We start from the raw sequence: 12,828 nt of genomic DNA, 5'->3' as shown, positions 1-12,828 counted from the left end.
GTAATACTGTGACCTCTTTTCATTGTCTCCCGTGGAACGGGGAAGGAAAATCATGTCACTTGTCACCGATCTACCCGCCATTTTCGATCAGTTCTCCGAAGCTCGCCAGAAAGGCTTTCTCACTGTCATGGATCTCAAGGAGCGCGGCATTCCGCTGGTTGGCACCTATTGTACGTTTATGCCGCAAGAGATCCCGATGGCTGCCGGGGCGGTTGTAGTCTCGCTCTGTTCAACCTCCGATGAAACCATCGAAGAAGCGGAGAAAGATCTGCCGCGCAACCTTTGTCCGCTAATCAAAAGCAGCTACGGTTTCGGCAAAACGGATAAATGTCCCTACTTCTACTTTTCTGATCTGGTGGTCGGCGAAACCACCTGCGACGGCAAAAAGAAAATGTACGAATATATGGCAGAGTTTAAGCCCGTTCATGTAATGCAACTGCCGAACAGCGTGCAGGACGACGCCTCTCGCGCATTGTGGAAAGCGGAAATGTTGCGCTTGCAGAAAGCCGTTGAAGAACGTTTCGGGAAAGCAATCACAGAAGACACATTACGCGATGCCATTGCGTTAAAAAACCGTGAACGCCGCGCACTGGCCAATTTCTATCATCTGGGGCAGCTAAATCCTCCGGCACTTAGCGGTAGCGACATTCTGAAAGTGGTTTATGGCGCAACGTTCCGGTTCGATAAAGACGCGTTGATCAATGAGCTGGACATGATGACTGCTCGCGTTCGTCAGCAGTGGGAAGATGGCCAGCGACTGGACCCGCGTCCACGAATTTTAATTACCGGTTGCCCAATTGGCGGCGCGGCAGAGAAAGTCGTGCGCGCAATTGAAGAGAACGGCGGCTGGGTAGTCGGTTATGAAAACTGCACCGGGGCGAAAGCCACCGAACAGTGCGTGACAGAAACGGGCGATGTGTATGACGCTCTTGCTGATAAATATCTGGCGATTGGCTGTTCCTGTGTTTCGCCGAACGATCAGCGCCTGAAAATGCTCAGTCAGATGGTGGAGGAATATCAGGTCGATGGCGTGGTGGATGTAATTTTGCAGGCCTGTCATACCTATGCGGTGGAATCACTGGCGATTAAACGCCACGTGCGCCAACAGCACAACATTCCTTATATCGCCATTGAAACGGACTACTCTACTTCGGATATCGGGCAACTCAGCACCCGCGTCGCGGCCTTTATTGAGATGTTGTAAGGGATAGCTGTGAGATATTCGATAGGCATTGATTCCGGCTCTACCGCCACTAAAGGGATCTTACTGGCAGACGGCGTGATCACGCGCCGTTTTCTCGTTCCAACGCCATTTCGTCCGGCAACAGCAATTACTGAAGCCTGGGAAACTCTGCGCGAAGGGTTAGAGGCAACGCCGTTTTTAACGCTCACCGGCTACGGGCGGCAACTGGTGGATTTTGCCGATAAGCAGGTAACAGAAATTTCCTGTCACGGACTCGGCGCACGGTTTCTTGCGCCAGCAACGCGTGCGGTAATCGACATCGGCGGTCAGGACAGCAAAGTGATTCAGCTCGATAGCGACGGCAACCTGTGCGACTTCCTGATGAATGACAAATGCGCGGCAGGCACCGGGCGTTTTCTGGAAGTCATTTCCCGCACATTGGGCGCCAGCGTCGAGGAACTCGACAATATCACCGAAAATGTGCAGCCACACGCCATCAGCAGCATGTGTACCGTGTTTGCCGAATCGGAAGTGATCAGCCTGCGTTCTGCGGGTGTACCAGCGGAAGCGATTCTCGCCGGGGTAATTAACGCGATGGCGCGACGCAGCGCCAATTTCATTGGCCGTCTCTCCTGTAAAGCGCCGATTCTGTTTACAGGCGGCGTCAGTCATTGCCGGGCATTTACCCGTATGCTGGAAACGCATCTGAAAATGCCAGTATATACGCATCCAGATGCACAATTTGCAGGCGCTATCGGCGCGGCGTTAATGGGTCAACGACAAGGAAAACGCCTGTGACGGAATTCTTATTTTTATTTCACTCAACGGTTGGCGTCGTGCAAACCCGCAAGGCCCTGCAGGCTGCGGGTATGACCTTTCGCGTCGCCGATATTCCCCGTGATTTACGTGGTGGCTGTGGGTTATGCATCTGGTTGACCTGCCCGCCAGGCGAAGAAATGCAGTGGGTAATTCCGGGTCAAACTGAATCTATTTACTGCCAGCTAGATGGCGGCTGGAAATGCATTGCACATTACGGTGCGGCAACAACCAATATTTAATAAGATATTTAAAAGTAACACCAGGATTAATCGCTATATAATACTGGTGATGTGACTTTATCCACACCAGACATTATCTGTCCAACAAATGAGCGATTTTTGATAGTATCCCGGTCGTTAGTCCTTAAACTATTATCAGTTATTATATTAATCAAACATGCGTGTCAAGTTATATTAAAGAGGCTGAATCATGATTGATGGAAAATATTCGCAAATATAAATTCCTTATCTAATTTTATATTTATCAATACATCCAGAAATTATTTTTAAATTTCCATAAAAACTTCACATATAAAGGGTAAAAGAATATGCCACAATCAATAATTACAGACAAATACAATATGCACTCAAACTATAACGCAACTACCCATGAAGTCTTTAATTCAGATACTCATATCGGTGTTGAAAGCCTACTTAAACAAATCAGTTATGATATCAAACATCAAAATGATAACTTTATTAAGCGCGCACTAGTTCTTATTATGCATTTCATTTTAAATCCCGACGATCTCGAATTAACACTGGACAGGTACTCATCAACAACAGAGAAAATATTTTCCAATGCGAAAAGAAATGGGCAATATGAGTTTGAATTCGCCGATATTAAAGTAAACTTCATGCCGCAGAATGAGAAAGATGGTATATTAACAGTCAGCAGCAATAACATGAACCATAGTGGTCGCGCAGAAATTAGTCAAATAAATGAATTAATCAAAACAATAGAACAAAAAGGTCAACTGCCAATTTATATTGACATGCAAAACTTTAAAGAGAGTGTTATAAATATTTCGCGTAGTGAAGCACAAGAATTACCTGAAGAACAACATTTGCCATTTGATAAATTTTTAACCTATGCCTACAAAGAAACAAATTCATTTAATGTTGTTTTAGATGCAAACCAACAATACCGTCATCTGGATAATTTCATGATTTATTATGATCCAATAGATAAACAACTAACCATTCGGGATAATAAAAACACAGTAGACATGATTCCATTAACAAACTTACAATGGGAAAACCTACTTAAATACGCTTCAAAAGGCCACCAACAATCAAACACAATTGATTCAAACGATAGTAAAAATATTAAAGAATATATCTCTTCGCCTCAAGTCAGTGATTATTTCATTCCTGAAGTGAAGGACAGCATCGTAGAAGATCTTTATAGTATTGCAAATTATTCCCCGGACAAGACAAGAACCAATGATGAGAACTGGAAGAGACTTTGTCAGGTATGTGATCAATACAATATTATTAAGAAGAATACAACCGATAGTAATAGTAAACTTCTAACGCGTGATATGACTATCTCCGACACTAAAATAAAAATGACTTTCCATATTGGTGATTATGTTATAAACACTGTTGAGCAAGCTATTCCTAAAGACGACATGGGCCAGCTATCCCTCGAAGGTTTGGATTTATCGGGCATGAATTTATCCAGGTTTAATTTTTCTGGAATGAATCTTAGAAATGTCAATTTTCAGGACAGCATCCTTAAAAGAGCTATTTTCAATAATGCTACTCTTGACGGTGCTATACTTTTAGATTGTGACATCAATCATGCAGATTTTACTGACGCGTCATTAATGAAGGTCGATTTTGAATATGTTAACAATATGAAAGGAGTGATATTCTTAAGGGCTAATCTTCGGGAGTGCAATTTCAAGGGGCATGATTTCTCTGGTGTCAATTTTACCCAGGCAGACCTTCGAAACGCTAACCTCGAATATGTATTTTTTATAAACACGGTTCTCGATAAAACTCTTCTTGCTGGAGCCGTACTTAACTATTCCAATCTTTCAGGGAAGGATCTCTCAGGCTACGATCTCACTGGAGTCAAATTAAATCATACTATTTTAACAAAAACTATTTTAAATAAAGCCATCCTTGATGGTGCAGAGTTTAATTTTTCCACTCTAACCGAAACTGTTCTAACCGAAGCGACTGGTTCCAATATTAATTTTAATAGAGCCAGGATTACTAACGTAATATTCGACAAGGCAAATTTAAACAACGTCAGTTTCCACAGAGCATGGGGAAAATATGTTTCTTTTTACAAAACAAAAATGAACGAGATAGATTTCACGAACGCCAACTTTAACAACTTTATTTTCAATAATTCTGAAGCTGAATCGATAAATTTTTCCAAGGCTAAACTTGAAAACTGTTTTTTCATTGAGACTAACTGGTCTAATGTTAATTTTTCCGAAAGTAATATTCTGCACTCATCATTTTATAAGGCAATCTTCCAGGAAAAAGTTTATTTCGACAAAGCTACTTTTAAAAATGTTAACTTTAATAACGCCCAAATTCCTGAATCTCATTTTAATGGGGTTAAGTCGATTAATGTTTCCTTTCTCAATTCGAATCTTCATTTAGCAACTTTTGAAAACGTTAAAACGATTAATTCAATAAATACAGATGATGACTATTATGTGCGTACACCAAATGACGAGAGTGATATCACAATACAAATCTTTGAAATGAGACCTTCATCATCCCTGGATAAGTAACGTTGTCAGCCTAAGTAAATGATAAAAATCCTGCTGCCTAACAAAACGCCGTAGTAAGCTACCTGCGGCGTTTGTCATAAATTTATCCCACGTAAAATATTCATATCGTTTACCCTCACATCGACGCCTTAACAGATTAGCCCGGTGCGCTCCTGTGCGGCGCAACAGAGCTTCTGGCGACAGCCCTTATCAGCGGAGCGCAGTTACTCAAGCGTAAACACTTACGTTACGTTGCCGACGAATAATTACCTCCACTATGCAAAAAACGCATAGCCAGAAACATACTTGCATTTTCCCCATACCCACATGGCTGATAAGGTTTTTTGGCTCCAGGAATTTTCCTGGCAGTCACAACACACATGCACAAAAAACAATGGGGATTGTTATGACACAACAAGGGGATGCTGTGGCCGGAAAGCTGGCGACACAAAAAGTAGGTATTAAAGGGTATCTGGCATTTTTTCTCACCATTATCTTTTTTTCCGGCGTTTTTTCCGGGACAGACAGTTGGTGGCGCGTTTTTGATTTTTCCGTTCTGAACGGATCGTTTGGACAACTGCCTGGTGCGAATGGAGCGACCACCTCGTTTCGCGGTGCTGGCGGCACTGGGGCCAAAGATGGCTTCCTCTTCGCGCTGGAACTGGCACCTTCAGTAATCCTTTCTCTGGGGATTATCTCTATTACCGATGGTCTTGGTGGGCTGCGTGCTGCACAGCAACTAATGACGCCTGTACTAAAACCTCTGTTGGGCATTCCGGGCATCTGTTCGCTGGCGCTGATAGCCAACCTACAAAACACTGATGCTGCCGCCGGTATGACCAAAGAACTGGCGCAGGAAGGGGAAATTACCGAGCGCGATAAAGTGATTTTTGCCGCATATCAAACCAGCGGTAGCGCCATCATCACCAACTACTTTTCTTCCGGTGTCGCCGTGTTTGCCTTTCTGGGAACATCTGTAATCGTACCTTTAGCCGTCATCCTGGTGTTTAAATTTATCGGCGCCAATATTTTACGCGTCTGGCTTAACGTTGAAGAACGTCGCAACCCCACGCAAGGAGCACAAGCATGACGACTCAAGTCCGTAAAAATGTCATGGATATGTTTATCGATGGCGCACGCCGTGGCTTTACTATTGCCACCACTAACCTGTTGCCGAATGTGGTGATGGCATTTGTTATCATCCAGGCACTGAAAATTACCGGACTGCTCGACTGGGTAGGCCATATCTGCGAACCCGTGATGGCGCTGTGGGGATTACCGGGCGAAGCGGCAACCGTCCTGTTAGCCGCATTGATGAGTATGGGCGGCGCAGTCGGTGTCGCCGCCAGTCTGGCGACTGCCGGGGCTCTGACCGGTCATGATGTTACCGTTTTGCTCCCCGCGATGTATTTGATGGGTAACCCGGTGCAAAATGTCGGGCGCTGCCTGGGGACAGCCGAAGTGAATGCCAAATACTATCCGCATATCATTACGGTCTGCGTTATTAACGCACTGCTGTCGATCTGGGTCATGCAGATTATTATTTAACAAGGAGTTACCATGATTGATTTTTCCGCAGCTGGTTTTACCCTACTACAGGGAGCGCATCTGTATGCGCCTGAAGATCGGGGAATCTGTGATCTCCTCATCGCTAATGGCAAGATTATTGCGGTTGCCGACAACATCCCCGCAGACATCGTACCAGACTGTACCGTTGTTGATCTCAGTGGGCAGCTCCTCTGCCCAGGGTTCATTGATCAGCACGTCCATTTGATTGGCGGCGGCGGCGAAGCCGGCCCGACCACACGGACACCGGAAGTGGCGCTCAGCCGTCTGACGGAAGCCGGCGTCACATCCGTGGTCGGTCTGCTGGGCACCGATTCTATCTCTCGCCACCCGGAGTCACTGCTCGCCAAGACCCGGGCGCTCAATGAAGAAGGCATCAGCGCCTGGATGCTAACCGGCGCATATCATGTGCCTTCCCGCACCATTACGGGCTCTGTAGAAAAAGATGTGGCGATTATTGAGCGTGTGATTGGCGTAAAATGTGCTATCTCAGACCACCGCTCAGCCGCACCGGACGTTTATCATCTGGCCAATATGGCGGCAGAATCCCGCGTTGGTGGTCTACTCGGCGGTAAACCTGGCGTCACCGTGTTCCACATGGGCGATAGCAAAAAAGCATTGCAGCCAATCTACGATATTCTTGAAAACTGCGATGTTCCCATCAGCAAGTTGCTGCCGACACACGTTAACCGCAATATTCCGTTGTTTGAACAGGCACTGGAATTCGCGCGCAAAGGCGGCACCATCGACATCACCAGTAGCATTGACGAACCGGTTGCCCCTGCCGAAGGTATCGCTCGCGCCGTTCAGGCCGGTATTCCACTGGCACGCGTCACCCTCAGTTCCGACGGCAATGGCAGTCAGCCATTCTTTGACGACGAAGGGAATTTGACGCACATCGGCGTTGCCGGTTTTGAAACGTTGCTGGAAACTGTGCAAGTGCTGGTCAAGGACTACGGATTCAGCCTCAGCGACGCCCTGCGCCCTCTCACCAGTAGCGTAGCCGATTTCCTCAACCTGACCGGGAAAGGCGAAATCCTGCCAGGCAACGATGCTGATCTGCTGGTCATGACACCGGAACTGAGCATTGAACAGGTGTACGCCCGCGGGAAGCTGATGGTCAAAGACGGTAAAGCGTGCGTGAAAGGAACGTTCGAATCAGCATAAGCCATTGCCAGCCGCCCGAACAGGCATAGACCCCCGCACGGGCGGCTGACAAAGAATAATGTAGGTTTGAAATTGTCTGGCTGCCCAAAGATGCCATTCAGCGAAAATTTCGCGGTAAGCGATTCTGAAAATAACGCCGGATAGTAATTAAACCATCCGGCAAACATATTTATTATCCTGAATAACTCAGGCTTTTGCTTCATTAAAGCGCAGTAAACGGAAACCTGTAGAAGCATAGATCAATGCAAATATCATCGAGCAGAAACAGAATACACAGTACGGCAGGTAACTAAACGTCGGAACGCCTAGTGTCGTTGCCATATACAATCCGGCAGCTGACCACGGAATAATTGGTGCACTCATAGTGCCAAAATCTTCCAGCGTCCTCGCTAAAACTAACGGTGATAAATTAAGATCTTCGAATTTCTTCATCATCAACTCAGAAATAACAATCTTATTTAAACCATCGGAACCGGTAAGCAAGTTAATGATAATCGCCAAAACACCACTTGCCAGGATAGCGCCAAAGGCACTTTTTATTTTGTTTGCCGCACTTTGTAACGTGACATCCATCATTCCTGTTCCCGTCAGAATGCCCGCAAACATCATGGCGCAGATAATAAATGACAGAAATCCTCCCTGATTATTAAGACCGCCCTGCTCAAGCAGTTCTTTCACAGAAGGTAACAGCGTCGTTGAATCAGTGATCATTGTCAGACGGAAACCACTCATTGTAGCTTTAATACCTTCCGCCAGCGGGAAACCTTGATATAGCCATCCAACCAGTACTGCCACAAATGCGCTACTTAATAATGCCGGTACTGTGGGCAAACGCAAAAAGGTAAAGCACAGGACAATAAGCATAGGTAATAGCGGCAACAAACCAAAATCATATAACTCTTTAAGCTGTACCAGCATCTGCATACTTTCTGGCGAGATAGAACCTGTAGATGTATGGATCATTCCTAGCCAGGTAAAAAACAGCAGACTAATAATCGTCGATGGAATGGTCGTCCATAGCAGATATTTGATCAAATCATAGAGTTTAGTTTTGGTGACTGCAGACGTCAGATTAGTGGTATCACTTAATGGTGAAAGTTTGTCGCCAAAATAAGCCCCAGTAACAATAGCTGCCGCCAGAATCGGAAGATCGGCATGTAAACCAGAACCAATGCCCATTAATGCAACACCAATAGAAGCTACAGATCCCCATGATGCCCCAGAAACATAGGACAATACGGCGTTCAGAAAGAACGCTATGGCATAAAGCCATGCGGGCGCAACCAGTAACATACCGTAATAAACCAGCATCGGCAGTGTACCCGCATAGCTCCATGTGGCGACCATAAAGCCAACGAAAATAACGATAAGCACCGGTGCCATCACCGCCGAAATCTTATCAATAATAAATCCCTGGATTTCATCCCAGGTATATTTCAGCTTAGCCATCGCAATAATGCAGGAAAACGCCGCTGAAATTAATAAACAAACACTGGCGGGCCAGCCCATAACACCGATGCCAACAACTAACACGATCATCATAAAAATGATCGGAGTCAGCGCAACATAAAAACTGGGTTTTTCTCTCATAATTTTATTCCCTGTCAAAATACTTTAACGCCATTTTGCTGTAAGCGCTCCTGTACAGCCTGAATATCTACCGATGAAACAGTAGTGTTATTTTTAATAGCGACGGCTGCAGCAGTCCCAGCCCCCTCTCCGGTGACAATACAACACCCCATATTACGGATTGTCGCGTAGGCGAAATTATCTGCATCGATAGCCCGTCCGCAAACCAACAGATTTTCAACTTGCTGCGGAACCATTACGCCATAAGGAATTTGAAAATAATGCGCTTCAAGAGGTAATTTAAGATGACCATTGCCATCTATAAATTCAGGAAATATACCGATAGAATCAGTATGGCGTCCCTCATTACAAATATCATTCTCAATAAGTTTAGCGTGTCCAATAATATGTCTGGACTCTCGAGTTCCAACGGTCATACCGAAGTTTTTTAATTGTGCCTGTTCAAATCCAGGCTGGAACTGACGTAACGCCTCAATTGCCTGCATGGCTTGCTTGCGCCCTTCTATTTCCGCTCTCGTCAGATCAAAAACATCCGTACAATCAACCGACGGAATACTAACAACGTTCAAATAATTTGCATCACCATATTCAGTTACCGTACTCCAGGACCCACCTAACGTAACGTCTTTTGGAATAATTCCCGCCGATTTTCCTTTCGCAAAAACTTTACCTAAATAAGGGCTGAACATATCACGACAAGACTCATGTACATCATAAGACCAGTTTTTATTTTCTTCGTCCGCCCCCCAGTCACCGTATTTAGGTTGCGTGGTTTTAATATTCTTCATGAACGCATCTTTATTCACATTTGCGCAGCTAAAAACGGTCGTCATGCACATCAGTTCTTCACGTTCACGTTTAATGAATGGCGCTCCGGCAAGCCATGCAATATCTGCATCACCAGTACAATCAATAATAACATTTGCTAAAATTGCCTGACGGCCTGATTTACTCTCTGTTATTACTCCCAGTAAATTATTTTCCTGTTTAATGACATCAACAGCGGTAATATGCAGTACGCGACGCACACCGGCTTGTTCAAGCATTGCATCAGCAACCAATTTGAAACGTTCGGCATTTATGGCCTGGCTATTCGATTGCGGCTCGGGGCTGGTAGCGCCCATTAGTCTGGCTGTCTCTTCTATTTCTCTCGCAATTCCTCCTGATTCAACGGTATTTTCATGACGCCACCAGGCTATTGACTCAACGCCAGCCGTCGTCATCATACCGCCGAAGCAACCGAAACGCTCAATTAGCATAGTTGCCGCGCCTTCACGAGCGGCACTTATTGCTGCGGCAATACCTGACGGTCCTCCACCGACAACTAATACTTCCGTAGTCGCCAGAATGGGTATATTACGGGCTGGTTCCAGATAAAAATCCATACTTTATCTCCATATTCAATAATTGAGTAAAATAATCCCCACGCTAATATGAGCGCGTTGATATTTTTAATTATTAACAAGCAAAGTCATGCTAATACAGATAAACAAGGAGATCATCTCCCTTGGCCTGTTTTTTATTATTTCAGGAGTACACACACAATTTAGAATCCCCAGAAGCATCATCTAAATGATATTTATGAAACACATCACAATATTACAAATCGCTGCTATCGTCTTTCCAATATGAAACACCGCAATACTAAAGCCTTTTCAGTTTGAAAAGAGTCAGTCAACATTCTCTGTACCTGGATAAAGATTATAATTTTTAAGCTTGCGCCATAATGTTGTACGACCAATTTTTAATACTTCTGCGGCCTTAGTCAGGTTCCATTCGCAGACCCGGCATGTATGTTCGATGGCTTGCATCTCCAGTTCTGCCAGTGAGGTGAGATGAGGAATATCATCTTCAGCACTACTGTTATTTTGTCGTATATCTAAAGGAATATTTTCTAAACCGAGGACAAGTCGATTACAGTTAATAAATATCTTCTCCATTCTATTTTTAAATTCAGAGAAGTTCCCCGGCCAACGGTACTCAAGTAAAACAGAGTTGGCATCAGGAGTGATTGTCATTTTCTTTTTGGTACGTTCCTGATATTTATCAACAATATCTTCAATCATTTGTTTAAGGTCCTCCCGCCGTTTACGCAGTGGCGGGATCTCAATTTCACTCATAGAAATTTCGTAATATAGCTGGCGGCTGAACGCACCTTGCTGAACATAATCACGTAAAAAGCTACTGGTACAGGTAATTAGACGAAAACGCACCGGGATCAAGCGATGACTGTCTGAACGCGTAACAAGCCCGGTTTTCAATACTTTTAATAAGACACTTTGAACTTCACCGGAAAGATATTCCACTTTATCCAGATACAGCGTGCCATTATGTGCCAATTCAAATTTCGATGGGGAAGGGCCAACATCGGAGCCCAGAAGTTCATGTAAAATGTTTTCTGGTGATAGCATCTGACAATCAACAGAAATAAACGGCCCATCACGCTGCTCGCTCTCATTATGTATTGCCATTGCCAGACTCAATTTCCCTACGCCTTCTTCACCATTGATCAGAATCGGAGAGATAGTCTTAATTGCTCGACGGGCGATAATCAGAACCTGCTTCATGCCACTCGATGCTGCATGTAAACTATCAAAGGTAAAATTTGCATTAGTGCTTATTTGTTGTTGGGCTATTTTCCTGATTTTATCTAATGGATGGAGAAAAAGTAGAAATGAACCATCGCTCAAAGGACGAAGGGTAACCATCAGTTCAATGAACTCCCCACGACATTCAAGAACAATTTGCTTTTGTGATAGTTTATTTCGTTGTGTAATCGCCTCATTTAGAATTGGTGGAAAAACAAATCCTTTTCTGATGTTTTGACCAATTAAACTTTTTTTATCAATATTCAATAAAGTCTGCGCCTGAGGATTCACCATCGTAATTAATGAGTGACTATCCCAGCAAATAAAACCATCATCCATACATTCAATTACTGCATTATGTTGGCAAAGCACTTTATTTATAAGTTTTTGTTCGTTTTCAATATAAATATAATTGGCAATTTCTGTCGCACATGAATATGAGATTTTCAATTTAACAAGTTCTGCTGTGGACTCAATTATGCATAAAATATAGCCGTGGATATTACCATAATGATCTATAACCGGAGTTGCACTCATTGCATAACAATGCAACTGTTCACTAAAATGTTCTGCACCTTCCAGTTGAGTATATATATTTGTTTCCCGACAAAGGCCATATACATTTGTTCCAATGCCATCTTCTGCCCATGACATGCCAGATTCTATCCCTAAATCTTGCAATTGTCGGGAGTAACCTTCTGCTGCATATAACGATAGTACCCAACCGTGAGGATCAATAATTAAAAATGCCAATCGTTCGTCATTAGCCAGAGTAAAATGATCTTCAACAACTCTTCGTGAGATTCTAATAAACTCTTCATTACGAGAAAAAATCATCTGTAATGTTTGCCCTGAGGCCTTAACAGGCATTTTCCAGCGCCGGGGATCACAATGTTTTAGACATTTTTGCCATGATCGCAACATCACCTGATTCGTCGGGTTTGTCGCAACCCAGCCATGCTTAACAAACATTTTCCATTTATTTTTTAGATCACTATGATACGACTCTTTATTCATTATAAGAATATCCATTCAAGTCACGTTTAGAACTTGTATCAGAATGTCATGCAAGTAAGCTTGATCAAACGCAATAATATCTGGCCTACGTCTTTACAAAAACGGACTCAATCAACAAGGTAATAACATATACATTAGAGAGAATAACCTTTAAAACAATA

Annotated in this window: 10 protein-coding genes; 7 read left to right on the top strand and 3 right to left on the bottom strand. The window is 44.0% G+C overall.

The features are described from left to right. Positions 1-52 precede the first annotated feature (52 nt). The 7 genes from PS053_RS17830 to iadA all read left to right on the top strand — a co-directional run bounded on the left by PS053_RS17830 (position 53) and on the right by iadA (position 7,472). Positions 53-1,204, top strand: coding sequence for a double-cubane-cluster-containing anaerobic reductase (locus PS053_RS17830; RefSeq protein ID WP_000060704.1), 1,152 nt, complete (start codon positions 53-55; stop codon positions 1,202-1,204). Positions 1,205-1,213: 9 nt separating this feature from the next. Beyond that, positions 1,214-1,981, top strand: coding sequence for a putative 2-hydroxyacyl-CoA dehydratase activator YjiL (gene yjiL, locus PS053_RS17825; protein WP_001270707.1), 768 nt, complete (start codon positions 1,214-1,216; stop codon positions 1,979-1,981). Further along, the gene (locus PS053_RS17820; protein WP_000134300.1) at positions 1,978-2,241 is read left to right on the top strand and encodes a putative Se/S carrier protein; all 264 of its coding nucleotides are present in this window, start codon (positions 1,978-1,980) and stop codon (positions 2,239-2,241) included. The genes yjiL and PS053_RS17820 overlap by 4 nt, the downstream gene beginning before the upstream one ends. Positions 2,242-2,549: 308 nt before the next feature. Beyond that, a complete protein-coding gene (locus PS053_RS17815) occupies positions 2,550-4,760 on the top strand; it encodes a pentapeptide repeat-containing protein (RefSeq protein ID WP_256878711.1) in 2,211 nt (736 codons plus the stop codon). Positions 4,761-5,145: 385 nt separating this feature from the next. Further along, positions 5,146-5,829, top strand: coding sequence for a nucleoside recognition domain-containing protein (locus PS053_RS17810; protein WP_059235099.1), 684 nt, complete (start codon positions 5,146-5,148; stop codon positions 5,827-5,829). Beyond that, positions 5,826-6,287, top strand: coding sequence for a YjiG family protein (locus PS053_RS17805; protein WP_059235101.1), 462 nt, complete (start codon positions 5,826-5,828; stop codon positions 6,285-6,287). The genes PS053_RS17810 and PS053_RS17805 overlap by 4 nt, the downstream gene beginning before the upstream one ends. Positions 6,288-6,299: 12 nt before the next feature. After that, complete coding sequence (gene iadA, locus PS053_RS17800) at positions 6,300-7,472, top strand: beta-aspartyl-peptidase (protein WP_256878712.1); 1,173 nt, start codon at positions 6,300-6,302, stop codon at positions 7,470-7,472. A 186-nt stretch (positions 7,473-7,658) separates the two neighbouring features. Here the strand turns inward: iadA and nhaC are convergent, their stop codons facing one another. From nhaC to dhaR, 3 genes are all read right to left on the bottom strand, one after another. Next, positions 7,659-9,062 carry a Na+/H+ antiporter NhaC gene (gene nhaC, locus PS053_RS17795; protein WP_001208424.1) on the bottom strand — a complete coding sequence of 468 codons (1,404 nt, stop codon included), beginning with the start codon at positions 9,060-9,062 and terminating at the stop codon, positions 7,659-7,661. Positions 9,063-9,076: 14 nt separating this feature from the next. After that, a complete protein-coding gene (gene ibeA, locus PS053_RS17790) occupies positions 9,077-10,447 on the bottom strand; it encodes a putative intracellular survival FAD-dependent oxidoreductase IbeA (RefSeq protein ID WP_025237744.1) in 1,371 nt (456 codons plus the stop codon). 285 nt (positions 10,448-10,732) lie between these two features. After that, positions 10,733-12,667, bottom strand: a complete 1,935-nt coding sequence (gene dhaR, locus PS053_RS17785) for a dihydroxyacetone kinase operon transcriptional regulator DhaR (RefSeq protein WP_025237745.1) — start codon at positions 12,665-12,667, stop codon at positions 10,733-10,735. Positions 12,668-12,828: the final 161 nt, after the last annotated feature.

The organism is Escherichia albertii (assembly GCF_028622335.1).
GTDB lineage: Bacteria > Pseudomonadota > Gammaproteobacteria > Enterobacterales > Enterobacteriaceae > Escherichia > Escherichia albertii.
The sequence above is the reverse complement of the archived record's forward strand: the minus strand, read 5'-3'. Positions and strand labels throughout refer to the sequence as shown.

What these genes read in the sequence shown, in the direction of transcription:
- PS053_RS17830 (WP_000060704.1), top strand. Translation starts at nt 53, where the DNA reads ATGTCACTTGTCACCGATCTACCCGCCATTTTCGATCAGTTCTCCGAA.
- PS053_RS17815 (WP_256878711.1), top strand. Translation starts at nt 2,550, where the DNA reads ATGCCACAATCAATAATTACAGACAAATACAATATGCACTCAAACTAT.
- PS053_RS17810 (WP_059235099.1), top strand. Translation starts at nt 5,146, where the DNA reads ATGACACAACAAGGGGATGCTGTGGCCGGAAAGCTGGCGACACAAAAA.
- PS053_RS17805 (WP_059235101.1), top strand. Translation starts at nt 5,826, where the DNA reads ATGACGACTCAAGTCCGTAAAAATGTCATGGATATGTTTATCGATGGC.
- iadA (WP_256878712.1), top strand. Translation starts at nt 6,300, where the DNA reads ATGATTGATTTTTCCGCAGCTGGTTTTACCCTACTACAGGGAGCGCAT.
- nhaC (WP_001208424.1), bottom strand. Translation starts at nt 9,062, where the DNA reads ATGAGAGAAAAACCCAGTTTTTATGTTGCGCTGACTCCGATCATTTTT.
- ibeA (WP_025237744.1), bottom strand. Translation starts at nt 10,447, where the DNA reads ATGGATTTTTATCTGGAACCAGCCCGTAATATACCCATTCTGGCGACT.
- dhaR (WP_025237745.1), bottom strand. Translation starts at nt 12,667, where the DNA reads ATGAATAAAGAGTCGTATCATAGTGATCTAAAAAATAAATGGAAAATG.